Here is a 26,781-nt window from a genome sequence, read left to right on the forward strand (position 1 = left end):
CATCACCCGGCGCCGGATACACCCCGTACGGCGCCTTCGCCGCCGCCAGCTCCACCACGTGCGAGACGATCTCGATCCCGGCCGTCTCCTTCAGGAACGACCGCGCCACCGCGCCCAGCGCCACCCGCGCCGCCGTCTCCCGCGCCGACGCCCGCTCCAGGATCGGCCGGGCCTCCTCGAAACCGTACTTCTGCATACCCGCCAGATCGGCGTGACCGGGACGGGGACGGGTCAGCGGCGCGTTGCGCGCCAGTGCGGCCAGCTCACCCGCATCGACGGGGTCGGCCGCCATCACCTTCTCCCACTTCGGCCACTCCGTGTTCCCGACCATGACCGCCACCGGAGAACCCAGCGTCAGACCGTGCCGGACACCACCCAGGAACGTGACCTCGTCCCGCTCGAACTTCATCCGCGCACCGCGCCCATAGCCGAGCCGCCGCCGCGCCAAGTGATCCGCCACCATCTCCGTGGTGACCGGGACGCCCGCGGGCAGGCCCTCCAACACGGCGACCAGGGCCGGTCCGTGGGACTCACCTCCGGTCAGCCAGCGCAACCTGCTCACTGCCGCTCCTCAGCTCTCGTGGGAATGTCGGGAAACAGCCGGTCGAGTTCGGCGTGGAACCCGGGGAAGGTCTTGGCCACACAGGCCGGGTCGTCCAGGTCGAGCCGCACGCCCGAGCCGAGGGCGAGGACCGAGAAGGACATCGCGATCCGGTGGTCCCGGCGGCAGTCGATCCGCGCCGGGGCCGGCACGCCCGGATGGACGGTGATCCAGTCGCGGCCCTCCTCGACCCGCACTCCGCAGGCGCGCAGGTTCGACGCCACCGCCTCGATCCGGTCCGACTCCTTCAGCCGGGCGTGCCCGATGCCCCGGATCGTCACCGGCGCGTCGGCGAGCGGCGCGATCGCGGCCATGGTCATGAAGGTGTCGGAGATCTCGCCCATGTCGACGTCGAAGCCGCCGCGCAGCCGCCCGTCGCCGGTGACCGTGGTGGTCCCGGCGGTGACGGTCACCCGCGCCCCGGCCTTGGCGAGCACGTCCACGAACCGCAGGTCCCCCTGCAGGCTGCCCGTCCCCAGACCCGGCACGGTGACGCTGCGCCCGGTGACCGCGGCCGCCGCGAAGAAGTACGACGCAGTGGAGGCGTCCGGTTCGATCGCCAGGTGCGTGGGGCGGTAGCGGCCGGGCCGGATGGCGATCCGGTCGGCGGACTCCTCGACGTAGGCGCCGAAGCGGCGCATCAGGGCCAGGGTCATGTCGACGTACGGGCGGCTGACCAGGCTCTCGGGCCGCAGCACCAGCGGGGTGCGCAGCAGCGGGGCCGCCATCAGCAGACCGCTCAGATACTGGCTGCTGAGCGAGGAGTCCAGAGCCAGCTCGCCGCCGTCCAGGCCGGCCGCGGTCACCTCCAGCGGCAAGGTGCCGTCCGCCGACCGGACCGTGGCGCCGAGCCGGGCGAGCGAGTCGACCAGCGGCCGCAGCGGGCGCGCCCGCAGCTGCGCGGAGCCGTCGAACAGATAGGTGCCACGGCCGGCGGCGGTGAACGGCGGCAGGAACCGGGCCGCGGTCCCGGCGTCCGCGCACCAGACCCGGCCGCCCCGGACGGGACCCCCGCCCAGCCCGCCGACCGTCCAGCGGGAGTCGTCCGGGTCCGGGGTCACGGTGACGCCGAGGCCGGTGAGGGCGGTGCGGAAGGCCAGCGTGTCGTCGCTGACCAGGGGAGCGGCCAGGGTGGTGGTGCCGGTCGCGGCGGCGGCCAGCAGCAGCGCGCGGTTGGTGATGCTCTTGGAGCCCGGGACACGGGCGGTGCGGGACAGCGGGTCGCCATGCATGGTCGGTCGTCCTCTCGGGCCAGGGCCGGGTCGTCCTCTCGGGCCGGGTGGGGCGGGGCGGCCGGCCGCCGTCGCCGGCCGCCCCGTGCGGTCACAGCCGGGCGCCCAGCACCTCCGTCATCAGGGCGCCGACGAGACGTACGCCGTCCTCGGTGAGCACCGACTCGGCGTGGAACTGCATCGAGGCGAAGTGCGGACCGCGCAGCGCGTGCACCTCACCGGTCAGCGCGTCACGGCTCACCTCCACCAGGCCCACGCCCTCGCACTCGGCCTTGTCCTCGTCGGCGCGCGCGGCGAACGTGTTGTAGAAGCCGACCCGTTCGCGGGCGCCGAAGAAGTCGATCGGCTGCTGCACGCCCTGGTTCGGCACCTCCCGGCGGACCAGCGGGAAACCGAGCCGCATGCTGAGCACCTGGTGGCTGAGGCAGACCGCGAGGAACGGCCGCCGCTCGGCGAGCAGGGTGTCGATCGCCGACCGCAGATGGGCGATCTTGGGGTGGCCGGCCTCGCGCGGATCACCGGGACCGGGACCCATGACGACCAGGTCGTGACCGTCGAAGGCGTACGGCTCGTCGAAGCGGCGGACCGTCACCTCCAGCCCCAGCGAGCGCAGCTGGTGGTCGATCATCGAGGTGAAGGTGTCCTCGGCGTCCACCACCAGCACCCGGCTGCCCGCCAGCTCCGGGACGGGCCGGGCCCGGCCGGCGCCGTCCGCCAGCCAGAAACCGGCGAGCGTGGCGTTGCGCCGCTCCAGCGAGGCCCGGACGTCCGGGTGGTCGCCGAAGCGCACCGCGTCGGCGCCGGCGGCCCTTCCGGCCGCCGCGCCGTCCGACCGGAGCGCCGCGAGCAGCCCGGCCGCCTTCGCACGGGTCTCGGCGACCTCGGAGTCCGGGTCGGAGTGCCGCACGAGCGTGGCGCCGACGCCGATCCGCACCCGGCCCGTCGCGTCGATGTCGGCGGTGCGGATGAGGATGGCCGAGTCCATCGCCCGGGCGCCCGTGGCGTCACGGCCGATGAGCGCCGCCACCCCGCTGTAGTAGCCGCGGCCCTCGGGCTCGTACCGGTCGATGACCCGGCAGGCGCTCTCCAGCGGACTGCCGGTGACCGTCGGGGCGAACATCGCCTCGCGCAGGATCTCGCGCGGATCGCGGGTGCTGTGGCCCTCGATGAAGTACTCCGTGTGCGCGAGGCGGGCCATCTCCTTGAGGTACGGGCCCACCACCCGGCCGCCGGAGTCGCAGATCCGGGCCATCATCTTCAGCTCCTCGTCGACGACCATGTACAGCTCGTCGGCTTCCTTGCGGTCGGCGAGGAAGTCCAGCACCTCGGGCAGGTTCGGCCCGGCGGGCGGGTAGCGGTACGTGCCGCTGATCGGGTTCATCACGGCGGTGCCTCCGGCGAGGCTGATGTGCCGCTCCGGGGTCGCGCCGACGAAGGTCCGGTCGCCGGTGTGCACGAGGAACGTCCAGTAGGCGCCCGACTCGCCGCGCAGCAGCCGCCGGAAGAAGGACAGCGCGCTGTGCGGGGTGTAGCCGGTGATGTCGGCGACGAAGGACCGCTTGATGACGAAGTTGGCGCCCTCGCCGGTGCCGATCTCGTCCCGGATGACCCGGCGGACCGTGTCGGCGTAGGCGTCGTCGGCGATGTCGAAGTGGCCGTCGGTGAGCTCGATCGGCACGTCCGGGAGCCGGCGCAGGACCTCGTCGAGGGGCAGCGCGGCCTGCTCGGTGACGGTCATCGCGATCAGCGGCTCGCCGTCGTCCGGGCCGGCGAAGCCGCGTTCGGTGATCTGCCGGTACGGGATGAGCGTCAGCAGCTCGTGGCGGGGTCCGTCGGCGGGCTGAGCCTCGTCGGGCAGGGGGAGGTCCGCCAGGGTGCGCGGTGTCGTGATCGTGCCGAGCAGGACGTCCACACAGTCCGGTCCGCCCGCCTCCGGGCGGTGCAGCAGGGCGAACGGGCCGGGGCGCGGACCGAGGATTCGGCCGAGGAGTTCCGCGGCCCCGGTCATGCCGTCGCTCCGGCGGTGCGGGCGGTGGTGCGGGCGGTGGTGCCGAGCTGGGCGAGGACGGTGTCCGTGGTGGTGACCACCGCGCAGCGCTGGGCGGCGTACTCCACGGCCAGCCGGTGGTACTCCGCGGAGAAGTCCGCGACCGCGTCGGCGACCAGGAACGGCTGGATGTCATGGGTGAACGCCTCGACCGCGGTCATCAGCACCCCGACGTGGGCGTACACACCGCACACCACCAACTGGTCGCGGCCCCGCTCGCGCATCCACTCCAGCAGGCCGGAACGGAAGAACGCGCTGTACCGCCACTTGGTGAACACCCGGTCGTCCGGCCCCGGCGCCAGCGGCTCCACGACCTCGCGGTCGGCCGGGTCGACGCGCATGCCCGGACCCCAGAAGTCCTTGAGCAGACCGCGCTGTTCGTCGGTCATCCCGCCGGGCTGCGCCGTGTACGCCACCGGCATGCCGGTCGCGACGGCACGCTCGCGCAGCGCGGTGGCGTTGCGCACCAGCGGATCGCGCAGGGACGCGGGGAACGGGCGCAGGAAGTAGCGCTGCATGTCGTGGACGAGCAGCACCGCGCGGTCCGGGTCGGCGGACCACCGGGCGGTGTTGCCGGGCAGGTCTTCCGCCGACGGCAGCGGATACGGCTCGATGGGGGGTATGCCCGCCATGACTGTCCTCTCCTCAAGCGAAGTTCTGTGGGGCGGCCGCCCGCGGGGTCCGGGCCGGTGCGGTGAACCGGCGGTGGTGCGGCGGCGACGCGGCAGCGGTACGGCCCGCTTCCGTGCCTTCCGTACGCCGGGCTGCCGTAGGACGGCCTTCCGTACGCCGGGCTGCCGTGCGGCGGCCACGGGCTGTGGCCACGGGCGGTGGCCGGCGGCCGGTGGCCGGGGCCGTGGGGCTACGCCGCCGCCGGCTGGGACGGGCGGGCCGTCTGCCACCAGGCCGAGGCCACGGTGAGGGCCTGGCCGGGGTTGAGGCGCGGGTCGCAGAAGCTCGTGTACCGGGTGCCGACCATGTCGACCTCGGAGCTGTCGCGGACGCACTCGGTGACGTCGTCGGGGGTGGTCTCCAGGTGGAGGCCGCCCGCGACACCGCCCGCCGCGACGACCGCGTGCTGGAACTCGTCGATCTCGCGCGTGATCGTCTCCAGGAAGCGGGACTTGAGCCCGTCCGGGGTGCTGACGGTGTTGCCGTGCATCGGGTCGGTCAGCCAGATCACCGGGTGCCCGGCGGCACGCACGGCCGACACCAGCGAGGGCAGCCGCTCGGCGACGGTCCCGGCGCCCATCCGGGCGATGAGGGTCAGCCTGCCCGGCTCCCGCGCCGGGTCGAGCCGCTCGCACAGGGACAGCAGCTCGTCGACCGCCATACCGGGGCCGACCTTGCAGGCCACCGGGTTGACCACCTCGGAGAGCAGGGCGACATGGGCGCCGTCCAGCTGGCGGGTCCGCTCGCCGATCCACGGCCAGTGCGTGGAGGAGAGCAGCAGCCGTCCGTCCGCCTGCCGACGCAGCATGGGGACCTCGTAGTCCAGCAGCAGCGCCTCGTGGCTGGTCCAGACGGGCGCGCCGATACGGGCCCGGCCGGGGGCGTCGAGCCAGCCCAGGTAGCCCATCACGGCGTGGGCGGCCTCGTAGCCGGAGAGCAGCCGCTCGGGGTCGGGGCGGCGCAGCTCGGGGTCGGGCTCCGGGCTGTTGACCATGTGGCCTCGGTAGACCGGCAGTTCGAGGTCGCCGACGCGCTCGGTGGGGCGGGAGCGGGGCTTGCCGAACTGGCCGGCCATCCGGCCGACGCGCACCACGGGCCGGCAGGTGTCCATCTCCAGCTGACCGGCGAGCATGTTCAACAGGCCGGCCTTGCGGGCGACATAGCCCGGGGTGCACTCGGCGGTGTCCTCCGCGCAGTCGCCGGCCTGCACCACATGGGCCTCGCCCGCGGCGACCCGCGCCAGCACGGAGCGCAGGGTGCGCACGTCCTCGGCGTCGACGAGCGCGGGCCGGGCGGCGAGTTCCTTCCGCACCCGCAGCACCTGCCCCTCGTCCTCCCACGGCGGCTGCTGCAACGCCTGTTCATATCGAATATCGAGCAGAGCGTTGTCCACTGATTTCTCCAATCGCGAAGGGCGTACGGCGATGCGGGACGCAAAGAAGGAAGGGATGGAGAGCGAGTGCGGGGGAAGAAGGCGGGGAGTGAGAACTCCGCGGCGCGAATGAATCGTCCGATGGATTCAGCGACGCCACCAACAAGGTGTGCGGTACTCCGTCAGGTGACGCGCGATCCGTCAAGTGGTCGCGGATATGTCAAGTCGGCGCGATCGCAGCCGCGTTGTCCATTCGCCTCGCACAGGCCGAATTCCCGTCATCTCTTCGTCTCCGCGCGCATACGGAACGACCGGCGGGCGGACGGTCGGCAGGACCGTCCGCCCGCCGGTCGCGACGGGGGAGTGGCTGATCGGGCGCTGATCGGGAGTGGGGCCGGGGTGGGACGGGTCAGGGACGGTCAGGACCGCTGCGGGCGAGGGCGACGACCGCGTGCGCGGCCGACGCGAGGGTCATATGGCGGTGCCATCCGTCGAAGGAGCGCCCGGAGAAGTCCCGGATGCCCACCCGGTCGGCGATCTCCGCGAAGTCCCGGTCGACCCGGTCGGCCAGCTTGCTCAGCCGGACCAGGGAGGCGGGCGGCGCGGTGGAGAGGTTCGTCAGCCAGAGCTTCGCGGGCCAGCGCCCGCCTTCCTCGCCGACCCCGAGGAGGGTCACCTCGCCCTGTCCGGAGGCCGGCCCGGCCGCGGACGGCCCGGCGACCCGTACGGTGGCGGCCCAGTGGGTACGGGGCGTGGTGCCGGGCCGGTGGCCGCCTGCCGTCACAGGGCGCCGCAGGTCCCTGGCCATGATCATGATCTGTTCGGCGGTCAGCTGGCCCCGCCCGGCGGCCGGCAGGGCCGGATCGGTGAGGGTGAGCGGCATCTCCTCGCAGACGCTCACCAGCAAAGGCAGGCCCGCGGCGTGCAGCCTCTCGAAGATGGGTGCGGCGTGCACTTCGCAGGAGTCGAGCACGAACGGCCGCACCGGCAGCCGCCAGCGATCGACCGCCTCCAGACAGGCCTCGACCACGCACTCGCTCAGGGTCTCCACCGGCACACCGTCCGGTATCGACACCTGGCTGCGCCGGAGATCGTCCTTGAGCCAGGCCTGCGGCAGGTGCAGCCGCCAGTTGACCGGGGCGCTGGTGGTGTCCGAGGCGGCCCACACACCTATGGCGCGCTGCGCGTTGAGCACCTGTCCGAGGGTGGGGAAGAAGTGCTTGTCCACGCCGACGGAATGCCGTCCCGTCTTGGGGATGATGACCGGCTGCACCACCCATGCCCGCGGCGGACTGACGCTCAGCCAATGGCCGGCGAGCGCCCGGCGGATCGGGATCCAGTCCCAGGTGGAGGCGGAGATGAAGTGGTGCAGGTTCTGCTCCGAAACCTGCTCGCCGAGGAGGGCGGCGATGTTGCGTATGGACTTGCGCCCCGGTGTCTCCAGCAGGCCGCGTAAGTACTGCATGGCCTTTCTGCATTGATCGCTGCGGGACAGCGAGGCGAACAGTACGGAGGAGATCTCGGACAGGACGGCGTCGTGGGAGGGGGGTGGAAAGGGTGTGGGGGGTGTCCCTCGTGCTGCGGTCGTGGGACGCAGGTCGAGGCTGAGCATGAATCTCCTAACTACAACCCGTGCTGTTGCACATCCGCTGTGATGGGGACGAGGGCGCTGGGTGAGGCCCGGCCTGAGAGTAAGGGGCTTGGGGGGAGGTGAGTCATCACCAGGCGGTCGAGAGTGTCAAGTTACCGAACGGTAGTCCTGTTGATGTGCAAGACATCACTCCGAATCTCCGTTCGACCGCCCACCGGACCGCACACCCGACTGCCCGGCCGACCGCCCGCTGGACCGCCCGCCGGACCGCCCACCCGGCTTCCGGCCGGACCGCCGGCCCGTCTCCAGCCGCCCCACCGCGGCGATCAGATGGGCCACCGAGGCCAGCGTGATGTGCCGGTGCCAGCCGGGGAACGACCGTCCCGCGAAGTCCCGCAGGCCGACGTCGTCGGAGATCTCGGCGAAGTCCCGCTCGACCACGTCCGGCAGCCGGGTCAGCCGCAGCGCGGCGGCGAGGTCCGCGGTGGTGAGGCTGGTGAGCCACAGCCGCCGGTCGGCGCCCCGGCCCGGCCCCCACTCGCCCACCAGCGTCATCGCGTCCCGCCCCGCCGGCGAGGCCACCACCGGGACCGCCACCGCCGTCGTGGGCCCGTCACCCGGTTCCACCCGCCGCCGCAGCTGCGGCAGGGAGTCGGCCAGCTCGCCCGCGGTGCGCTGGAGGTCGCCGTACTTGGGCAGCGCCGACCGGTCGATCCGCACCGGGGCCGACGGGCCCACCCGCACCACGAACCGCAGCCCGGTGGTGGCGAGATGGCGGGCGATCGCGGTGCCGTCCGCCTCCTTGACGTCCACGACGACGGGCAGCCCGGCCGTCTCCGGCAGCTCAGGCAGGTCCGGCAGCCCGGACACGGCCTGGCGCACGCACTCCTCGAGGGTGCCGGGCGCGGCGTCCGCCGGGACACCGGCCCGTCGCCGCAGCGGCTCGGCCGTCCAGCGGGCGGACAGCCGCAGCTGCCAGTCGACCGGCACGGCCGTACGCTCCGAGGCGAGCCAGGTGCCCACGGCGCACTGGCCGTTGACGGTGCCGAGCGGGGTGGGCTGCGGATCGGCGCCGACGGAGTGCGGGCCGGCCTTCGGTATCAGCGTGGAGCCGATCACCCAGGCCTCCGGGGCGAGGGCGCGCTGCGCCTGGCGGGCCAGGGCGTGCCGGACCGGCGTCCATTCCCAGGGCGAGGTGGTGATGAAGTGGTGCACGCTCTGCTGCGCGGAGGCTCCCTCGAACCGCGTCGCGATGCTCCGCAGCGTCTTGCGTCCGGGCACCGACAGCAGCCCGCGCACATACTGTTCCGCCTTCACTCGCTGGCCGTTGCGGTGCAGCGAGCCGAACAGCCGCCGGCACAGCTCCGCGTCCAGGACCTGCGCCGCCGGCTCCGCGCCCGCCGTCTCCCCGTGCCTGCGCAACTCCCGCACCGCCGCTCCCCGTGCCCCCGTCCAGCGAAAAAGGACTGACGTCCTGTTTCTTTATACGGGTCACGCGCACGGCAACCGCACATTTGCGCCAACGGGACGGCGGCGGACCCCCCTCAGGTCGGCGGCGGAGCCTCATCACCCCAGGTGGCGTGGGCGAGTTCGACGCCCCGGTGCGGCGAGGTGTCCAACTTGGCCAGTACGCCCGGCCGCGCGATGTTGGGCAGCACCAGCTCCAGGAACGCCGACACCTCTTTGCACAGCTCCCCGTCGGGCAGGGTCTCGGTGATCAGCTGGATCCCGGTCCATGACCCGGCGAGCAGCCGTGCCACCTCCGACGGCTCCACATGGCCGAGCAGCTCGCCCTGCTCCCGCGCGGCGCACAGCAACTCCTCGCCCGCGCCGATCCATTGCGGCCAGCGGGTGCCGAACAGCCCGCGCGCCCTGAGGTCGACCGACAGCCGCACGGTGGCGCCGAGCAGCGGGTCCCGGGGCAGCCGGTAGGCCATCAGCAGGGCCAGGTCGACCCATTCCTGCAGCTTGACGGCGCGCGGCGGGATCCGGTCCAGGATCGCCGTCTCGTCCAGGATGGCGCGCGCCAGCTGTTCCTTCGAGGCGAAGTGGAAGTACAGACCGCCCCGCGTGAGCCGGGTGCGCTCGATGAGGCCGCCGATCGTGGTGGCGTCGTACCCGAACTCGTTGAACATCTCGGCGGCCGTCTCCAGGATGATCCTCCGGGTGTGGACCGCCCGTACCTGCCTCCCCACGCAGCGCCTCCCCGACCAAGTCCTTTACCCGTGCTTGGGCTCACGCTTACCTATGGCCAAAACCGAACGGAGATCCGGTACTTTAACAGCGTACTGAGTAAGGCATGACCGATCTGACTCAGGGGGAACGTTGTTCGACGTCAATCTCGCCCCTCGTACGTCCACGCCGTCACCGACTCTCCTCGGCTCCTACGCCCATCTCAGGCGCGAGGAGCACCTGCTCGTCACCGGCTGGCAGCGGCTGACCGACCAGGACTTCCGCCTGGGCGTCAGATGGCCCGCCGTACACGGGGACTTACCCTACGACCCCAGAATCCTCGCGCAGACGATCCGCCAGACCGGGCTGGTCGTCGCGCACGGCGCATACGACGTGCCGCTCACGCACCAGACCATGCTGAGCACCTTGTCCTTCACCGTCACCCCCGGCCTGCGCATACCCCGCGGCCGGACGTCCACGCTGGACGTCCGGGTCGCCGTCGCGCGCAGCGGCGGCGGACGGCGCACCACCAGCGCGTTGCGGATGTCCTTCGAGGTCGTGCGGGACGGGATCGTCCTGGCCTGTGCCGAGGCCGAGTTCGCGTGGATCGCGGAGCGGGTCTACGAGCGGGTCCGCGGCGCCCGCCGTCATGTCGACTGGGGTGCCTGGCCGGTGCCCGCGCCGGTGGACGCGCGGTCGGTCTCGCGGGCCACCGCCGCGGACGTGGTGCTGGCCGCCGGGGACGCCCCGCACCGCTGGCTGCTGCGCAACGACCCCGGCCATCATCTGCTGTTCGACCATCCCGTCGACCATGTGCCGGGTCTGGCCCTGCTGGAGGCCGCCGACCAGGCGGCGCGCGCCCTGCTCGCCCCCGTCCCCTTGGCGGCCACCGCGATCGAGGCCACCTACTGGCGGTACGTCGAGTTCGACCTGCCCTGCTGGATCGAGGCCGAGCCGCTGCCGGAGCCCGGCTCGGTCCGCGTCACCGGGACGCAGGAGAGCGAGCCGGCCTTCCGCGTCGACTTCCGCGCGGGCGGCTGACGTTCCACGTCGGCCGGCCGGCGGTCCCGGCGCACGACTCGGCCCCGCGGTCCGCCCCTGTCGTCAGGGGCCGGCCGCGGGGCCGGGAGTGTCCGTGTCCTATCGGGTGGCGGCGACCGAGTCGGCTTCCGCCTTCTCCTCGGCCTTCGCCTCCTTCGGCACCCAGCGCAGGGCGAGAACGCCCAGGCCCAGGCAGAGCAGGCTCGCCACACCGACCGCCACATGCAGACCGGTCAGGAAGGCGTCCTCGGCCTCCGCGACGGTGGCCGCGGACAGACCGGGGGTGTCCAGCGTCTCGTTGAGGGTGCCCGCGATGTCGGGGCCGCTCAGCCGGAAGCAGAGCGCGGCGAGCGAACCGAGCAGCGAGATGCCCAGCGCGTTGCCCAGTTCGTTGCTCATCTCGGCGATGGAGGCGGCCGACCCGGCGCGTTCGGCGGGCACCGCGGCGACGGCCGTGTCCGCGACCAGGCTGAAGGAGAAGCCGTACCCGACGCCCGTGACGACGGAGGAGGCGATGAAGGCCGCCACCCCGTGCTCGGTGGTCGTCAGCAGCAGAAGCAGCAGGCCGACGCCCATGAAGAAGTGCGAGGCGATCAGCGCCGAGCGCATCCCGATCCGCTCGACCACGCCCGGGGCGCCGATGCACGCGGCGGTCAGGACGGCCGCGCCGGGCAGCACCAGCAGGGCCGCCGCCAGCACGCTGTAGCCGAGGACGGACTGGAGGTACACGCCGGTGAGGTAGCCGGCGGCCGCCCAGGCGACGAGCGACAGCAGGCCGGTGAGGATCGCCACGGTGAAGACGTGGTCCTTGAAGAGCCGCAGGTCGAGCAGCGGGTGCTCCAGGCCGAACTGGCGGCGCACGAACCACACCAGGATCGCCAGGCCGACCAGGCCGGTGACGGCCTGTGCGGCGGAGAAGCCCTCCGCCGCGGCCGACTTGACCGAGTAGACGGCGAGCAGGATGCCGACGGCGGACAGCACCACGCTGAGGGCGTCGACGCGGCCGGGGTCGGTGGTGCGGACCTCGCGCAGCAGCGTCGGCGCGAAGGCGAGGAACAGGACGACGACCGGGATGTTGATGAGGAAGACCGAGCCCCAGTCGAAGCGGCTGAGCAGCAGACCGCCGATCACCGGGCCGACGGCGAAACCGGCGGCGAAGGTCGCCGCGAAGATGCCGATGGCCTGGGAGCGCTGGCGCGGGTTGTGGAAGAGGTTGCTGATGATCGCCAGACCGGCCGGCAGCAGCGTCGCGCCGCCGAGGCCCATCAGGGCGCGGCAGGCGATGAGGGTTTCGGGGTTGGGCGAGAAGGCGGCGCCCACCGAGCCGATGCCGAAGACGACGGCGCCGGTCAGGAGGAACTTGAGCCGCCCGTAGCGGTCGCCGAGGCTGCCGAAGGCGATGAGCAGGGACGAGACCACGAAGCCGTAGATGTCCAGGATCCACAGTGCCTGGTCGGTACTCGGCGTGATCGCGGAGGTGATGCTCGGCATCGCGAGATAGAGAACGGAGCCGTCCATCGCGACGAGTGCGACCGGGCCGAGCACGATGACGAGGCCGAGCCAGGCCCGTCGGTCGGCACGCTCCGCGACTAAGTCTTGGGAAGTCACGGGGGCAACCTTTCAGGAGAAGGTGCGAGGAAGTTCGAATGCGCTGCATACGGTGTACGCGAAAGGTGATGCGTACCATGTACGCGAGAGCTGGCGTACAGCGTACGCGAATTTCGTGCGTACATCGTACGCAAGCTGCTGGGTATACTACCGCATGACCTTCAATGCACAAGGCAGGCAAGTGAGTTCACCTGGTCTGTCACGGGGCGCGATCGTGGCGGCCGCGGTGCGCGTCGCCGACGCCGAGGGCATCGCCGCGCTCTCGATGCGGCGCCTGGCCACCGAGTTGGACTCGGGCGTCATGTCGCTCTACCGGCATGTGGCGAACAAGGACGCGCTGCTCACCCTGATCACCCGCGCGGCCTGCGACGAACACCCTTATCCCGAACCCGCGCCGCCCGACTGGCGGGAGGCGATGCGGCTGGCCGCCCGGCTCGACTGGGAGGTGTACTGCAAACACCCCTGGGCGCTGGTGACGTCCAGCTCCGCCCGGCACTTCTCGGACACCACCTGCCTCGACTGGATGGTGGACGCGCTCGCGGACCTCACCGACGACCCGGACCTCGCGCGGTCCTTCTCCATCGCCGTCTGGTCCTATGTGCAGGGCGTGTGCATCCAGCACGTGTCCCAGCAACTGCTGCCCGGTGGCGACAAGCCCGAGCAGTCCCCGCTCAGAGCCACCGAGGAGGACTTCGAGACGGGACTGGAAATCCTCCTCGACGGCATGGAACAGCGGGCCAAAGGCGCCAGGCCGCACCGCGCGGACACGGCGCCCGCCCGGACCTTCCCGGCCGTCGCGGGCCGGTGAACCCGGCGCCCGGCTCCCGGTGGACGACCTGGGGTGTCCGCCCGGGAGCCGGGTCGTTCACCACGGTGTGACGACAACCCATTCGATGAACACCAGGCGCAACGACCGCGACGCCGACGCCGCGGACCTGGCGCCCCTCGCCTTCGCCGGATACGCCCACTTCACCGCGATGCAGGTGCGCGACGGCCGGGTACGCGGCCTCGATCTGCACCTCGCCCGGCTGCGGCACGCCTCGCTCGAACTCTTCGGCCGCGCCCTGCCCGACGACCGGGTGCGCTCCTGGCTGAGTGCCGCCGCCCAGGCCGACGGACCGGCCGACCTCTCGCTGACGGCGACCGTCTACTCCCCGTCCGGGGAGTTCACCGTCGCCGCGGACGACGAGGAACCCGAACTCCTCGTCCGCACCGCACCGCCCGCCACCGGCCCGGCCGGCCCACTGGCCCTCGCCGTCGTGGAGCACGAGCGGTTCCTGCCGTCGGTGAAGCACGTCGGCGAACCCGCCAAGACCTGGTTCCTGCGGCAGGCCGTCCGGCAGGGCCAGGACGACGTCGCTTTCGTCGACCGCCGCGGCCGGCTCAGCGAGGCCTCGATCTGGAACCTGGCCTTCTGGGACGGCAGCGCCGTGGTGTGGCCGGCCGCCGGCATGCTGGCCGGGGTCACCATGGGCGTCGTCCGCCGGCAGCTGGACCGCCTCGGCGTCCCCCAACGCGTCCGCGAGATCACCACCGCCGACCTGCCCGATCTGGCGGGCGCCGCCGTCATGAACTCATGGACGCCCGGCGTCGCGGTCCACCGGATCGGCCCGGTGCCCCTGCCCGAGGCACCGGACTTCCTGAACGCGCTGCACCGGGCCTACGAGGCCGAGCCGCTCATCTCCCTGTAAGGCACACAGCACAGCTGCCCGTCGGGCATCGCGGCGCACTCGTGGGGTGCCGTCCCGTCGTCGAACCGCCAGCTCTCCAGCGGCGGTTCGCCGTCCTCCGGGGTACAGCTGCCCGCCGCCTCGATCCGGCCGCGCACCGCCTCGGCCGCCAGCTGCGGCAGCACCAGCCGCCAGAACGGGGTCACCGAGCGGGCGGACCGGGCGCGGGCCGCATCGCGTTCCAGGCCCTCCACCCCCGCCATCACCGCGGTGATGGCGGAAACCGCGTCGTCCAGGTCGACGCCGGGGGCCAGACTGCCCTGCCGCCCGGCGACGGCGAGCAGCCCGCGCACCCAGTCCCGCCAGTGCTGCCACAGGCTCACCTCGCTGTGCCAGGCCGCGTCGTGCCCCAGGCCGAACCCCGCCCTGAGCACCGGGTCGTGGGAGAGGCGGTGGGCGAGGGTGTGCGAGGTGTCGACGAGCAGCTGGAGCGGGTCCGGGTGCCCGGCCGGGACCTGCCCGGTCACGCACAGCAGTATCTCGGCGGCCGTCGACTCGACCGCCTCACCGAGAGCCTGCTTGTTCCCGAAATGAAAGTGCAGCGCGCCCTGGCTGACTCCGGCCAGGGCGCAGATCTGCCCGATGGAGGATCCCGCGAATCCGCCCCGGTCGAAGACCTCGGCGGCGGATCGGATCAGTTGTCGACGTGTCTTTGCGGCACGGTCCTGCATGACGATGCGCACTCCGGGAGAGGGAGAGAAGAGCGGGGGAGTGGGGGGTGGAGGTGTGAACGAGGAGCGACCCGCGCGGACGTGCCGGGCGGCGATACCGGGCACCCGGCCACGGCGGATTCGCAGGCGCACGTCCCCGTGCACCGTCCACTCTTACCACGTCAACAACCGGGCGTGTACGGAACGTTACCGACACTGGCGCGATATCGTGCCTGCCATGATCGCCATACGGTTCGACCGCTTCGGCGGTCCCGAAGTGCTCACCGCAGTCGAGATCCCCGCCCCCCGGCCCGGCCCGGACGAGGTCCTGATCAGCGTCGAGGCGGCCGGCGTGAACTTCGCCGACATCCACCAGGTGGACGGCTCCTACCTGGCCGCGGACCAGCTGCCCCACATCCCCGGCAGCGAGGTCGTGGGCCGCACCGAGGACGGCCGCCGGGTGCTCGCGCGAGTCTCCCACGGCTACGCGCAGCAAGCGGTCGCCAAGGAGTCCGCACTGGTCGAGATCCCCGAGGAACTGGACGCCGGGGCGGCCCTCGCGCTGCTGGTGCAGGGGCTGACCGCCTGGCACCTGCTGCGCACCGCTGCCCGGCTGCGCGCCGGCGAGACCGTGCTCGTGCACTCCGCGGCGGGCGGCGTCGGCAGCCTCGCCGTACAGCTCGCCCGGGAGTTCGGCGCCGGACGGGTGTGGGCGCAGGCCTCCACGCCCGAGAAGCGGCGGCTCGCCGTTCAGCTCGGCGCGGACGCCGCCGTCGACCACCCGCTGCCCGAACCGGCCGACGTGATCCTCGACGCCGTCGGCGGCGAACTCTTCGACAGCGCGCTCGACTCGCTCGCCTCCGGCGGCCGCCTGGTCAGCTACGGCAACGCCGCCCGCACCGGCTTCACCCCCGTCGACCCCGCCCGCCTCAGCCGGCTGAACGCCGCCGTCGTCGGCTTCTGGCTGCGCCCCACCCTGGCCGCGAAGGGCGCCTTCACCGGCCCGCTGCGAGAACTCCTCGCGCTGACCGCCGAGGGCCGGCTGAAGCCGGTGGTGCACGAGCCGTACCCGCTGACCGAGGCCCGCCGCGCCCACGAGGACCTGCTGGGCCGGCGCACGACCGGAAAGGTGCTGCTGCGCCCCTGACCGCGAGGGTCTTCCGACGGACCTGACAGATCGTCGGTCGATTGCTCAGGGATCGCGTCGCCTGTGCCTAGCATCGGGTGACGAGCTGGACCCGGCGCGGGGCCGATCCGTACCACGGCCCGCAGCACGCGCGGCGTCGCCCACCGGCACGCCGGCGCGCGCCCGCCAGTCGTCCGATTCCCCATCCCTGAAGTCGGCCAATCATGCGACGCGGAGACCCAGAATGCGACTTGCGCAAGTGGTGGCATCTGTCATGGAGCGCCACGCGGACCGGCCCGCCATCGGTGAACGTGTGAAGGAATTCGCGCGGGACGCCGAGACGGGCCGGGTCGCGATCCGGCTGCTGCCCCGCTACGAGACGACCAGCTACCACGAGCTGTGGGCGCGGGTCCGCGCGGTGGCGAGCGAGTGGCACCACAGTGCCGACCGTCCGCTGAGCGCCGGTGCGCGGGTCGCGATCCTCGGCTTCACCAGCCGCGACTACGCCACGATCGACCTCGCCTGCATCCACCTCGGCGCCGTCGCCGTCCCGCTCCAGACCAGCGCCGCGCCCGCGCAGCTGCGGTCGATCGTCGCGGAGACCGAGCCGTTCGTCGTGGCCGCCGCCGCCGAGCGCCTCGAAGCGGCGGTCGACCTGATACGTGACAGCGACTCGGTGCGGCGGCTGGTCGTCTTCGACTTCCACCCCGAGGTCGACGACCACCGGGAGCAACTGGCCGCGGCACGCGAGCAACTGGCCGCGATCCGGCCCGCCGTGGTCGTGGACACCCTCACGGACGTCCTGGAACGGGGGACGGCGCTGCCCGACGCGCCGCTGTTCACCGCCGCCGACGGCGAGGACCCGCTGGCGATGCTCATCTACACCTCCGGCAGCACCGGCACGCCGAAGGGCGCCATGTACACCGAGCGGCTGGCCGGCGCGATGTGGGGCGGCGCCTGGGCGAAGCTGTTCGACGAGACCTACGCGGTCACCTTCCACTACATGCCGATGAGCCATGTGGCCGGGCACTCCTCGCTGAAGGCCACCATGGTCCGCGGCGGCACCAGCTACTTCACCGCGAGCAGCGACCTGTCGACGTTCTTCGAGGACATCGCGCTGGCCCGGCCGACGGAACTGTCCCTGGTGCCCCGCGTGTGCGAGATGCTGCACCAGCGGTTCCTGAGCGAGGTGGACCGGCGCGTCACCGCCGGCGCCGACCGGGCGGCGGCCGAGGCCGAGGTCCGGGCGGACATCCGGGAGAACGTGCTCGGCGGCCGGGTCACCTGGGCCAGCAGCAGCTCCGCGCCGCTGTCCGCCGAACTGACCGCGTTCACCGAGTCGCTGCTGGGCCTCGAACTGCACAACGTGTACGGCTCCACCGAGGCCGCCGGGGTCTCCGTCGACGGTGTGCTGCTGCGCCCGCCGGTGGTCGACTACAAGCTGGCCGACGTCCCCGAACTCGGCTACTTCCGCACCGACACGCCGCATCCGCGCGGCGAGCTGCTGCTGAAGACGGACGCCATCATCCCCGGCTACTACAAGCAGCCCGAGCTGTCGGCGGAGCTGTTCGACGAGGACGGCTACTACCGGACCGGTGACATCGTCGCCGAGCTGGAACCCGACCGGATCGCGATCGTCGACCGGCGCAAGAACGTCCTGAAGCTGTCCCAGGGCGAGTTCGTCGCGACCTCCCGGCTGGAGGCGGTGTTCGCGGCGAGCCCGCTGGTCCGGCAGATCTTCGTGTACGGCAACAGCGAACGCTCCTACCTGCTCGCCGTGGTCGTCCCCACCCCGGACGCGCTGGCCGGGACGGGTCCGGACGATCCGGCCCTGAAGCGGCGGCTGAGCGAGTCGTTCCAGGAGCTCGCCAAGGAGGTCGGGCTCAACTCCTACGAGATCCCCCGTGACGTACTGATCGAGACGGAACCGTTCAGCCAGGCCAACGGACTGCTCTCGGACCACCGCAAGTTGCTGTGGCCGCGCCTGGTGGAACGTTACGGCAAGCGTCTCGAACAGCTCTACGCCGACACCGCGGCCCGCGAGCACGAGGAACTGGCGGAGATCCGCCGCGGCGGCGCGGACCGGCCGGTGCTGGAGACCGTGCGGCGGGCCGCGCGGGCGCTGCTGGCCGGCTCGACGGCCGAGATCGGTCCGGACGCGCACTTCCGCGACCTGGGCGGGGACTCGCTGTCCGCGGTCTCCTTCTCCGACCTGCTCCAGGACACCTTCGGCGTCCGGGTGCCGGTGGACATGGTCATCAGCCCCGGCTACGACCTCGGACACCTGGCCCGGCACATCGAGGCGCGGCGCGGCGCCGCCCAGGAACGGCCCACCTACGCCTCGGTGCACGGCGAGGGCGGCACCGAGGTCCACGCCAAGGACCTCACCCTGGACAAGTTCATCGACGCGCGCACCCTCACCGACGCCCGCGCGCTGCCCCGCGCCGAGGGGGCGCCGCGCACCGTGCTGCTGACCGGGGCCAGCGGCTACCTCGGCCGCTTCCTCGCCCTGCAGTGGCTGGGCGAACTGGCCCCGGCCGGCGGCCGGCTGATCGCCCTGGTGCGCGGCAAGGACGCCGCCGCGGCCCGGCGCCGGCTGGACGCGGCCTTCGACAGCGGCGACCCGGAGCTGGTGCGGACGTACCGGGAACTGGCCGACCGGCATCTGGAGGTGGTGGCGGGCGACATGGCCGAGCCGCGCCTCGGCCTGGACGAGGACACCTGGGACCGGCTGGCCGGCGAGGTCGACCTGATCGTGCACGCCGGCGCGCTGGTGAACCATGTGCTGCCCTACCCGCACCTGTTCGAGGCCAACGTGGTCGGCACGGCCGAGCTGATCCAGCTGGCCCTCACCCGCCGGATCAAGCCGTTCACCTACATCTCCAGCGTCGCGGTCGCCAACTCCCGCCCGGGACAGCCGGCCCTCGACGAGGACTCCGACGTCCGCGAGGCCATGCCCGTGCAGCAGACCGACGGCGGCTACGCGGGCGGGTACGCGACCAGCAAGTGGGCGGGCGAGGTGCTGCTGCGGGAGGCGCACGACCTGTGCGGACTGCCGGTCACCACCTTCCGCTCCAACATGATCCTCGCGCACAGCCGTTACGGCGGACAGCTGAACGTCCCCGACATGTTCAGCAGGCTGCTGTTCAGCGTCCTGGCCACCGGTGTCGCGCCGCGCACCTTCTACCGCGCGGACGCCGCACGGGCCCACTACGACGGCCTGCCCGTCGACTTCACCGCGGCGGCCGTGGTCGCCCTGGGCGGACTGCACGGCGCCGCCGCCACCGGCGAGTACCGGACATTCAGTCTGGTGAACCCGAACGACGACGGCGTCTCCCTGGACACCTTCGTCGACTGGCTGGCGGAGGAGGGCCACCGCATCGAACGGGTCGACGACTACGCCGACTGGTACGTCCGGTTCGAGGCGGCGATGCGTTCCCTGCCGGAGGCACAGCGCCAGTACGCGGCGCTGCCCATCCTGCACGGCTTCAAGGAGCCCGAGGAGCCGGTGCCGGGGTCGGTCGTCCCGTCGGAGCGGTTCCGCGCCGCCGTCCGGGCCGGCGGGATCGCCGGGCACGAGGACATCCCGAGCCTCACCCGCGGCCTTGTCGCGAAATACGCGAGGGACCTCAAGGCGCTGGCGGCCCCTGTGGTAGGCACACCGCATGAACAGTGATCTCCTTGCCGGGAAAGTCGTCCTGATCACCGGAGCGAGCAGCGGCATCGGCGCCGCGGCGGCCAGGGTCTTCAGCCAGGAGGGCGCGACGGTGGTGCTCGCCGCGCGCCGCGCGGAACGGCTGGCGGAACTCACCGAGGAGGTACGGGCCAAGGGAGCCGAGGCGGCGTACGTGGTCTGCGACGTCACCGACGCCGACGACGCGAGGCGTGCCGTGGAGTTCGCGGAGACCGAGTACGGCCGGCTGGACGGCGCGTTCAACAACGCCGGCATCGGCGGTGACCGCACTCCGCTGCACCTGATGTCCGACGACGTCTACGACACCGTCATGGACATCAATGTGCGCGGCGTCTGGAACTGTCTGCGCCCCGAGATAGCCGCCATGCTGCGGCACGGGGGAGGGGCGGTGGTGAACAACAGCAGTGTGGCCGGACTGGTGGCGATCCCCGCCGCCGCGCCCTACATCGCCGCCAAGCACGCGGTGGTGGGCCTGACCAGGGCGGCGGCGGACGAGTACGCCCAGCAGGGGATCCGGGTGAACGCGGTCGCGCCGGGCACCACCCGCAGCGAGATCACCGAGGACTGGTTCCGCCGCAACCCCGGTCTGGAGCAGAAGGTCAACTCCATGACCCCGCAGGGCCGTACGGCGGCTCCGGAGGAGATCGCGGCCGCGGCGGCCTGGCTGCTGAGCGACCGCTGCCCCTTCCTGACCGGGACGGTGCTGCCCGTGGACGGCGGTTTCGTCAACCAGTGACGGACCGCCGGGACGCGGAGCCGGAGCAGTCCCCCGTCTCCGGCTCCGCGTCCCGCTATATGAAGGCTTGGTAACATACCGAACCTTCGGTAGTTCATAGTTGAGTGCTCAACGGAACAGCGGGATCAGCGGGATCAGTGGCATCGACGCCGGATCGACGTTCCGGCGGAGCGCAGGGAGAGTCTGGGGGCGGCCGAGTGGCGCGGCAGAAGCGTGCGATCCGCACGCGTGAGTCCATTCTCGAGGCGATGGCGAGCCTCTTCATCGAGGTCGGCTACGAGGCCGCCACCATCGCGGCGCTCGTCGAGCGCACCGGCCTGACCCGGGGCGCCCTGTACTTCCACTTCCCGACCAAGGAGGCGATGGCGCACGGCGTGCTCGCCCGGGCGGTGACCCGTGACGGGATCCGGCCCCAGACGTACAAGCTCCAGGAGTGGGTCGACCTCGGACTGCTGCTCGCCCACCGGCTGCCCCGCGAGCCGATGCTGCGCGCCGCCGTCCAGCTCTCCGTCGACCCCAAGGCGCGCAGTCTGTTCGGCACCCGCTGGCCGGACTGGATCGACCTGGGCCAGGACATGCTCGTCGAGGCCAAGGAGCGCGGCGAGCTGTTGCCGCACGCCGTGCCCGCCGAGATCGCGCGGCTGACCGTGGGTGCCTGGACGGGTGTGCAACTGGTGACCGAGGCCCTGCCGGACGGGCTGGACCTGTCCGAGGAGATCGCCCGGCTCTACCAGCTGATCCTGCCGAACGTCGCCAGCATCGGCGTCCTCGCCAAGCTGGACACCTCCCCGTACCGCGCGGAACGCCTGCTCGCCGCCGAGGCGGAGGCCGAGGCGGAAGCGGGGGCCGAGGCGGAGGCGGGGCCCACGACCGGGGCGGAGACGGCCGGCGGTCCCGCGGCAAAGCCCTTGCGTTGAAGTGCGCTTCAAGCTGAAGACTCCCGTCAGCGCCCGGACGACCGGGCCCCTCGGGAAGGAACGGCATGAAGTACCGCACCATCGGCACGGACCCGGCGCACCGCCGTGAGGTGAGCGTCCTGGCGCTCGGCGCCATGCTCTTCGGCTCGTACACCGACGAGAAGACCTCCTTCGCCGTCCTCGACCGCTATGTCGAGGCCGGCGGCAACTTCATCGACACCTCCGACAACTACGCCTACTGGTTCGACGGCGGCCAGGGCGGGCAGAGCGAGGAACTGCTCGGCCGGTGGCGGCGCAGCCGCGGCATCGGCGACGAGATCGTCATCGCCACCAAGCTCGGCGCCCGCCCGCTGGCCCCCGGCACCGGCTACACCGACAACCCCGAGGGCCTGTCGGCGAAGGTGATCCGCGAGGCCGCCGACCGCAGCCGGGAACGGCTCGGGGTGGAGAGGATCGACCTGCTCTACGCGCACATCGAGGACCCGTCCGTACCGCAGTCCGAGACCGTCGAGGGCTTCGCCGCGCTGGTCGCGGAGGGCACCGTCGGACTGCTCGGCGTCAGCAACCACGCGATCTGGAAGGTGGAGCGGGCCCGCGCCCTGGCCGCCGCGGCCGGACTGCCCGGCTACGAGGTGCTCCAGTACCAGCACAGCCATCTGCGCCCCCGGTTCGACGTGCCGAGCGACCTCTTCCCGGACGGCAGCCTCGGCCACGCGGGCCCCGAACTCCTCGGCTATCTGCGGGCGGAGTCCGGCCTGACCCTGGTCGCCTACTCGCCGCTGCTGGCGGGCGCCTACTCCCGCGACGACAAGCCGCTGCCCCCGGACTACGACCACCCGGGCACCCCGCGCCGGCTCGCGGTGCTGCGCGAGGTGGCCCGGGAGACCGGCGCCACCGTGGGCCAGGTGGTGCTGGCCTGGCAGATCGGTGGCGCGCTGCCGATCGTGCCGCTGGCCGGCGCCTCCTCGGTGGCTCAGCTGGAGGAGAACCTGGCCGCCGTCGACCTGGAGCTGACGGAGGACCAGCGGGCCCGGCTGGACGAGGCGCACTGACGGGACCGGCCCTCCTCTATGTACGGACATCCTGACCTCTCTGTGCACTGATGTCTTGACAAAGTATTGACAGCGGGCGCGTCAGCGGATTTGATCCGGTCCCAACGCAAGAGCCGTGCTTCCCCGTCGCACAGTGAGGTGCAGGAAAGATGGACCGCTCTTCTCGGGACCGCTCGTCCCGCTCCCGCTCCCGCTCGTCCCGCTCCCGCTCCCGCGGCATCACCCCGGCCCTGGCCCTGGCAGCGGCGGCGGCTCTGGCCCTCGCGGGCTGCTCCAGCGGCTCCGGCGGCAAGAAGGCCGAGGAGTCGGCGGACGGCGCCGCCGCCGGCAAGGCCTCCACCCCCAGAATGACGGTCGCCCTGATCACCCATCAGTCGGCCGGGGACACCTTCTGGGACATCGTCCGCAAGGGCGCCGAGGCCGCCGCCGCCAAGGACAACATCGAGCTGGTCTACTCGGCCGACCCGAACGCCGGCAACCAGGCCAACCTGGTGCAGAACGCGATCGACCAGAAGGTCGACGGCATCGCGATCACCCTCGCCAAGCCCGGCGCCCTCAAGGACGTGGTGAGCAAGGCGAACGCGGCCGGCATACCCGTGGTCGGCCTCAACTCCGGGGTCAGCGAGTGGCAGCGGCTGGGCCTCATGCAGTTCTTCGGGCAGGACGAGACGGTGGCCGGCGAGGCACTGGGCAAGCGGCTCGACCAGGCCGGCGCCGAGAAGGCGGTCTGCGTCATCCAGGAACAGGGCAACATCGGCCTCACCCAGCGCTGCGACGGCGTCAAGAAGACCTTCTCCGGCGACACCCAGATCCTCTACGTCAACGGCACCGACATGCCGTCCGTCAAGTCCACCGTCACCGCCAAGCTCAAGCAGGACAGCGCCATCGACTACGTCGTCACGCTCGGCGCCCCCTTCGCGCTGACCGCCGCGCAGTCGGTGGCCGAGTCGGGCAGCGACGCGAAGGTGGCCACCTTCGACCTCAACAAGGCCCTCACCGGGGCCATCGAGAAGGGCACCATCGAGTTCGCCGTCGACCAGCAGCCCTACCTCCAGGGCTACCTCGCGGTCGACTCCCTGTGGCTCTACAAGAACAACGGCAACTACAGCGGCGGCGGCGAGCAGCCCGTGCTGACCGGCCCCGCCTTCGTCGACAAGTCCAACGTCGACCAGGTGGCCGGCTTCGCCGCGAAGGGCACCCGGTGATGAGCACGGCCCGGCAGGCCACGCCGGCGGTGACCCCACCGCCGGCCTCCGGCCCCGAGGACACCGACGGGCGCACCGGGCGGCGCTCCCTGCCGCTGAGGCTGCTGGCCCGGCCCGAGGTCGGCGTCCTCCTCGGGGCCGTCGCCGTGCTGGTCTTCTTCCTCGTCGCCGCGCCGCCGGTGCGCGACGGCGCCTCGATGGCGAACATCCTCTACCAGTCGTCGACCATCGGGATCATGGCGCTGCCGGTGGCGCTGCTGATGATCGGCGGCGAGTTCGACCTGTCGTCCGGTGTCGCCGTCGTCACCTCCGCGCTCACCGCGAGCATGATCAGCTACCAGCTGACGATGAACGTGTGGGTCGGCGTGCTGGTCGCCCTGGCCGTGTCGCTGGCGATCGGTCTGTTCAACGGCTGGATGCTGGTCCGGACCGGCCTGCCCAGCTTCCTCGTCACCCTCGGCACCTTCCTGATGCTCCAGGGCGTCAATCTCGCCGTCACCAAGCTGATCACCGAGAACGTCGCCACCGACGACATCAGCGACATGGACGGCTTCGGCCAGGCCAAGGCCCTCTTCGCGTCGTCGTTCGGCATCGGCGGCGTACAGGTGAAGATCACCGTGGTGTGGTGGCTGGTCTTCGCCGCCCTGGCCACCTGGGTGCTGCTGCGCACCACGTACGGCAACTGGGTCTTCGCCGTCGGCGGCGACCAGGCAAGCGCCCGGGCCGTCGGCGTGCCGGTGACGTTCACGAAGATCTCGCTGTTCATGCTGGTCGGCCTCGGCGCCTGGTTCGTCGGCATGCACCAGCTGTTCTCCTTCAACACCGTGCAGTCCGGCGAGGGCGTCGGCCAGGAGCTGATCTACATCGCCGCGGCCGTGATCGGCGGCTGTCTGCTCACCGGCGGCTACGGCTCCGCGATCGGACCCGTCTTCGGTGCTTTCATGTTCGGCATGGTGCAGCAGGGCATCGTCTACGCGGGCTGGAACCCCGACTGGTTCAAGGCCTTCCTCGGTGTGATGCTGCTCGGCGCCACCCTGATCAATCTGTGGGTCCGCAGGACCGCGACCCGGAGGTGACCCACCCCATGACCGCCACCGACGCCACCGGCCGGCCCCTCGTGGAACTGCGCGGGGCGGGCAAGTCCTACGGCAACGTCCGCGCCCTGCACGGCGTCGACCTCACCGTCCGCTCCGGCGAGGTCACCTGTGTCCTCGGCGACAACGGCGCCGGCAAGTCCACCCTGATCAAGATCATCTCGGGGCTGCACCAGCACACCGAGGGCGACTTCCTCGTCGACGGCGCCCCCGTACGCTTCGGCAGCCCGCGCGAAGCCCTCGACCGGGGCATCGCCACCGTCTACCAGGACCTCGCGACCGTCCCCCTGATGCCCGTCTGGCGCAACTTCTTCCTCGGCTCCGAGCTGACCCGGGGACCGTGGCCGGTCCGCCGCCTCGACATCGCGCGGATGAAGCGCACCGCGGACGCGGAACTGCGCGCCATGGGCATCGTCCTGGACGACCTGGAGCAGCCCATCGGCACCCTCTCCGGCGGCCAGCGCCAGTCCGTCGCCATCGCCCGCGCCGTCCACTTCGGCGCCCGTGTCCTCATCCTCGACGAACCCACCGCCGCCCTCGGCGTCAAACAGTCCGGTGTGGTCCTGAAGTACATCGCCGCGGCCCGCGACCGCGGCCTCGGCGTCATCCTCATCACCCACAATCCGCACCACGCCTATCTGGTCGGCGACCATTTCAGCGTGCTGCGGCTGGGCACTCTCGAACTGTCCGCCGACCGCACCGAGGTCACCCTGGAGGAACTCACCCACCACATGGCGGGCGGCACCGAACTCGCCGCCCTCAAGCACGAACTCGCCCAGGTCCGCGGCGTCGACGTCGAGGAACTCCCCGACGAGCGGGACCCCCGGTCCGCGCCCGCCGCGCCCCCTTCGGAAGGAAACAGCTGACATGGCCCCCGTGCTCGACCGCATCCGGGTCGGCTCCGCCCCCGACTCCTGGGGCGTGTGGTTCCCCGACGACCCGCGGCAGGTGCCCTGGGAACGCTTCCTGGACGAGGTCGCCGAGGCCGGCTACTCCTGGATCGAGCTGGGCCCCTACGGCTATCTGCCGACCGACCCGGCCCGGCTCGCCGACGAGGTCGCCCGGCGGGACCTCAAGGTCTCCGCGGGCACGGTCTTCACCGGCCTGCACCGCGGCCCCGCCGTCTGGGAGTCCACCTGGGAGCACGTCCGCCAGGTCGCCGCCCTCACCCGGGCCATGGGCGCCCGGCACCTCGTCGTCATCCCCTCCTTCTGGCGCGACGACAAGACCGCCGAGATCCTGGAGCCGCCGGAGCTGACCGTCGAGCAGTGGGCGGCTCTGACGACGGGCATGGAGCGGCTCGGCCGCGAGGTGAAGGAGCGCTACGGCCTCGACATCGTCGTCCACCCGCACGCCGACACCCACATCGACACCGAGGCGCACGTCGAGCGCTTCCTCGACGCCACCGACCCCGACCTCGTCAACCTCTGCCTGGACACCGGCCACTACGCCTACTGCGGCGGCGACAGCGTCAAGCTGATCGAGACCTACGGCGGGCGCATCGGCTATCTGCACCTCAAGCAGGTCGACCCGGAGATCCTGGCCGACGTGGTGGCGCACGGGGTGCCGTTCGGGCCGGCCGTGCAGCGCGGGGTGATGTGCGAACCGCCCGGCGGCGTACCGGAGCTGGGCCCGGTCCTGGCGGCGGCGCAGGGGCTCGGCGTCGAGCTGTTCGCGATCGTCGAGCAGGACATGTACCCCTGCGAGCCGGACCGGCCGCTGCCCATCGCGGTCCGCACCCGCAGGTTCCTGCGCTCCTGCGGGGCCTGACCGCCCGTTCTCAGGAACGCCGTCGGCCGCCGCCGTCCGGGTCCGCCGCCCGCGCGCCGGCAGCCCCCCGCCCGCGGGACCGGCGCGCCCGGCACCTGCCGGGTGTCCACCCTGGTCGGCGGGACGGCGCCGGTGAGGACGTGGCCCCGGACGGCGGCGGCAGCGGTGCGCGAGCCGTTTGGTGGCGCGGTCGGTGACCCAGCGGTCGGTGGAGAAGTCCAGCGCGTCGTGCGGGTCGGCGGCGGGCGGCGAGTCGTCGGTGTCGTCGGTGGTGACCACGTCCCGGACCGCCTTGCCGCTGCGCTCGCTGCCGGCGACGTCGCCGCGCACCCGCCGGGTGACGGTGATCCGCCGGTCACGGACCGGCTGCGTCCGCACCACGTCGCAGTAGCTGCCGGTGCCGGTGCGGACGGCGGTGACGTCGATGTCGATCGGGTCTGCAGGCAGTGGGCCCACCGCCGCCGAAGCCCT

General features: G+C 72.2%; 22 protein-coding genes and 1 pseudogene. 12 read left to right on the plus strand and 11 right to left on the minus strand.

The window, feature by feature from the left end:
* The 8 genes from ABT232_RS32615 to ABT232_RS32650 form a co-directional block, all read right to left on the minus strand.
* Positions 1 to 562 (minus strand): chorismate synthase (locus ABT232_RS32615; RefSeq protein ID WP_351846787.1); only part of this gene is annotated, 562 nt, incomplete at its 3' end.
* Positions 559 to 1,833 (minus strand): 3-phosphoshikimate 1-carboxyvinyltransferase, encoded by a 1,275-nt coding sequence (gene aroA / locus ABT232_RS32620; protein WP_351846790.1) that lies wholly within the window; start codon positions 1,831 to 1,833, stop codon positions 559 to 561. The genes aroA and ABT232_RS32615, both read right to left, overlap by 4 nt.
* Before the next feature lie 91 nt (positions 1,834 to 1,924).
* Positions 1,925 to 3,841: an anthranilate synthase family protein gene (locus tag ABT232_RS32625; RefSeq protein ID WP_351846792.1), complete on the minus strand. Its 1,917-nt coding sequence runs from the start codon at positions 3,839 to 3,841 to the stop codon at positions 1,925 to 1,927.
* Positions 3,838 to 4,512 (minus strand): isochorismatase family protein, encoded by a 675-nt coding sequence (locus ABT232_RS32630; RefSeq protein WP_351846794.1) that lies wholly within the window; start codon positions 4,510 to 4,512, stop codon positions 3,838 to 3,840. Before ABT232_RS32630 ends, ABT232_RS32625 begins: the two co-directional genes overlap by 4 nt.
* 230 nt (positions 4,513 to 4,742) lie before the next feature.
* On the minus strand, positions 4,743 to 5,945 hold the full coding sequence (locus ABT232_RS32635; RefSeq protein WP_351846796.1) for a 3-deoxy-7-phosphoheptulonate synthase: 1,203 nt from the start codon (positions 5,943 to 5,945) through the stop codon (positions 4,743 to 4,745).
* 388 nt (positions 5,946 to 6,333) lie between these two features.
* Entirely contained in the window at positions 6,334 to 7,536 is a 1,203-nt protein-coding gene (locus ABT232_RS32640; RefSeq protein WP_351846799.1) for an IS701 family transposase, read from the minus strand.
* 165 nt (positions 7,537 to 7,701) lie between these two features.
* On the minus strand, positions 7,702 to 8,946 hold the full coding sequence (locus tag ABT232_RS32645) for an IS701 family transposase (RefSeq protein WP_351846801.1): 1,245 nt from the start codon (positions 8,944 to 8,946) through the stop codon (positions 7,702 to 7,704).
* A gap of 113 nt (positions 8,947 to 9,059) precedes the next feature.
* Positions 9,060 to 9,710, minus strand: coding sequence for a ScbR family autoregulator-binding transcription factor (locus ABT232_RS32650; protein ID WP_351846803.1), 651 nt, complete (start codon positions 9,708 to 9,710; stop codon positions 9,060 to 9,062).
* A 130-nt stretch (positions 9,711 to 9,840) separates the two neighbouring features.
* Here ABT232_RS32650 and ABT232_RS32655 point away from each other — a divergent pair, with 130 nt between their 5' ends.
* Complete coding sequence (locus ABT232_RS32655) at positions 9,841 to 10,728, plus strand: ScbA/BarX family gamma-butyrolactone biosynthesis protein (protein WP_351846805.1); 888 nt, start codon at positions 9,841 to 9,843, stop codon at positions 10,726 to 10,728.
* A 99-nt stretch (positions 10,729 to 10,827) separates the two neighbouring features.
* On the opposite strand, the gene ABT232_RS32660 is transcribed toward ABT232_RS32655, so the two are convergent.
* Positions 10,828 to 12,336 carry an MFS transporter gene (locus ABT232_RS32660; protein WP_450871951.1) on the minus strand — a complete coding sequence of 503 codons (1,509 nt, stop codon included), beginning with the start codon at positions 12,334 to 12,336 and terminating at the stop codon, positions 10,828 to 10,830.
* Positions 12,337 to 12,517: 181 nt separating this feature from the next.
* Between ABT232_RS32660 and ABT232_RS32665 the strand changes: the two genes are divergently transcribed.
* Both ABT232_RS32665 and ABT232_RS32670 read left to right on the plus strand, forming a co-directional pair.
* Entirely contained in the window at positions 12,518 to 13,144 is a 627-nt protein-coding gene (locus ABT232_RS32665; protein WP_351846807.1) for a TetR/AcrR family transcriptional regulator, read from the plus strand.
* Between the two features lie 85 nt (positions 13,145 to 13,229).
* Complete coding sequence (locus ABT232_RS32670; RefSeq protein WP_351846810.1) at positions 13,230 to 14,027, plus strand: aminotransferase class IV family protein; 798 nt, start codon at positions 13,230 to 13,232, stop codon at positions 14,025 to 14,027.
* Here the strand turns inward: ABT232_RS32670 and ABT232_RS32675 are convergent.
* Positions 13,997 to 14,737, minus strand: a complete 741-nt coding sequence (locus ABT232_RS32675) for a ScbR family autoregulator-binding transcription factor (RefSeq protein WP_351846813.1) — start codon at positions 14,735 to 14,737, stop codon at positions 13,997 to 13,999. The two genes, ABT232_RS32670 and ABT232_RS32675, sit on opposite strands and share 31 nt — an antisense overlap.
* Positions 14,738 to 14,954: 217 nt before the next feature.
* Here ABT232_RS32675 and ABT232_RS32680 point away from each other — a divergent pair, with 217 nt between their 5' ends.
* The 9 genes from ABT232_RS32680 (at position 14,955) to ABT232_RS32720 (ending at position 26,310) form a co-directional block, all read left to right on the plus strand.
* Positions 14,955 to 15,863, plus strand: coding sequence for a quinone oxidoreductase family protein (locus ABT232_RS32680; RefSeq protein ID WP_351846815.1), 909 nt, complete (start codon positions 14,955 to 14,957; stop codon positions 15,861 to 15,863).
* Between the two features lie 85 nt (positions 15,864 to 15,948).
* Complete coding sequence (gene car, locus ABT232_RS32685; protein WP_450871952.1) at positions 15,949 to 19,518, plus strand: carboxylic acid reductase; 3,570 nt, start codon at positions 15,949 to 15,951, stop codon at positions 19,516 to 19,518.
* Entirely contained in the window at positions 19,508 to 20,272 is a 765-nt protein-coding gene (locus ABT232_RS32690; protein ID WP_351846818.1) for a glucose 1-dehydrogenase, read from the plus strand. The genes car and ABT232_RS32690 overlap by 11 nt, the downstream gene beginning before the upstream one ends.
* Positions 20,273 to 20,469: 197 nt before the next feature.
* On the plus strand, positions 20,470 to 21,189 hold the full coding sequence (locus ABT232_RS32695; RefSeq protein WP_351846820.1) for a ScbR family autoregulator-binding transcription factor: 720 nt from the start codon (positions 20,470 to 20,472) through the stop codon (positions 21,187 to 21,189).
* A 65-nt stretch (positions 21,190 to 21,254) separates the two neighbouring features.
* Positions 21,255 to 22,241, plus strand: a complete 987-nt coding sequence (locus ABT232_RS32700) for an aldo/keto reductase (RefSeq protein WP_351846823.1) — start codon at positions 21,255 to 21,257, stop codon at positions 22,239 to 22,241.
* A gap of 149 nt (positions 22,242 to 22,390) precedes the next feature.
* Positions 22,391 to 23,446, plus strand: coding sequence for a sugar ABC transporter substrate-binding protein (locus ABT232_RS32705; RefSeq protein WP_351846825.1), 1,056 nt, complete (start codon positions 22,391 to 22,393; stop codon positions 23,444 to 23,446).
* The gene (locus ABT232_RS32710; RefSeq protein WP_351846827.1) at positions 23,446 to 24,522 is read left to right on the plus strand and encodes an ABC transporter permease; all 1,077 of its coding nucleotides are present in this window, start codon (positions 23,446 to 23,448) and stop codon (positions 24,520 to 24,522) included. The genes ABT232_RS32705 and ABT232_RS32710 overlap by 1 nt, the downstream gene beginning before the upstream one ends.
* An 8-nt stretch (positions 24,523 to 24,530) precedes the next feature.
* A complete protein-coding gene (locus ABT232_RS32715; protein WP_351846830.1) occupies positions 24,531 to 25,406 on the plus strand; it encodes an ATP-binding cassette domain-containing protein in 876 nt (291 codons plus the stop codon).
* Position 25,407: 1 nt separating this feature from the next.
* Complete coding sequence (locus tag ABT232_RS32720; RefSeq protein ID WP_351846832.1) at positions 25,408 to 26,310, plus strand: sugar phosphate isomerase/epimerase family protein; 903 nt, start codon at positions 25,408 to 25,410, stop codon at positions 26,308 to 26,310.
* A gap of 147 nt (positions 26,311 to 26,457) precedes the next feature.
* Here ABT232_RS32720 and ABT232_RS32725 read toward each other — a convergent pair.
* A pseudogene (locus ABT232_RS32725) lies at positions 26,458 to 26,748 on the minus strand (porin PorA family protein); the annotation flags it as partial.
* Between the last annotated feature and the right edge of the window lie 33 nt (positions 26,749 to 26,781).

Origin of the sequence: Streptomyces sp. NPDC001532, assembly GCF_040298625.1 — a bacterium.
Classification (GTDB): Bacteria; Actinomycetota; Actinomycetes; order Streptomycetales; family Streptomycetaceae; genus Streptomyces.

Bases quoted from the DNA above. Each gene is read 5' to 3' on its own strand.
- aroA (WP_351846790.1), bottom strand. From the start codon at position 1,833: ATGCATGGCGACCCGCTGTCCCGCACCGCCCGTGTCCCGGGCTCCAAG.
- ABT232_RS32625 (WP_351846792.1), bottom strand. From the start codon at position 3,841: ATGACCGGGGCCGCGGAACTCCTCGGCCGAATCCTCGGTCCGCGCCCC.
- ABT232_RS32630 (WP_351846794.1), bottom strand. From the start codon at position 4,512: ATGGCGGGCATACCCCCCATCGAGCCGTATCCGCTGCCGTCGGCGGAA.
- ABT232_RS32640 (WP_351846799.1), bottom strand. From the start codon at position 7,536: ATGCTCAGCCTCGACCTGCGTCCCACGACCGCAGCACGAGGGACACCC.
- ABT232_RS32670 (WP_351846810.1), top strand. From the start codon at position 13,230: ATGAACACCAGGCGCAACGACCGCGACGCCGACGCCGCGGACCTGGCG.
- ABT232_RS32675 (WP_351846813.1), bottom strand. From the start codon at position 14,737: ATGCAGGACCGTGCCGCAAAGACACGTCGACAACTGATCCGATCCGCC.
- ABT232_RS32680 (WP_351846815.1), top strand. From the start codon at position 14,955: ATGATCGCCATACGGTTCGACCGCTTCGGCGGTCCCGAAGTGCTCACC.
- ABT232_RS32690 (WP_351846818.1), top strand. From the start codon at position 19,508: ATGAACAGTGATCTCCTTGCCGGGAAAGTCGTCCTGATCACCGGAGCG.
- ABT232_RS32700 (WP_351846823.1), top strand. From the start codon at position 21,255: ATGAAGTACCGCACCATCGGCACGGACCCGGCGCACCGCCGTGAGGTG.
- ABT232_RS32705 (WP_351846825.1), top strand. From the start codon at position 22,391: ATGGACCGCTCTTCTCGGGACCGCTCGTCCCGCTCCCGCTCCCGCTCG.
- ABT232_RS32710 (WP_351846827.1), top strand. From the start codon at position 23,446: ATGAGCACGGCCCGGCAGGCCACGCCGGCGGTGACCCCACCGCCGGCC.
- ABT232_RS32715 (WP_351846830.1), top strand. From the start codon at position 24,531: ATGACCGCCACCGACGCCACCGGCCGGCCCCTCGTGGAACTGCGCGGG.
- ABT232_RS32720 (WP_351846832.1), top strand. From the start codon at position 25,408: ATGGCCCCCGTGCTCGACCGCATCCGGGTCGGCTCCGCCCCCGACTCC.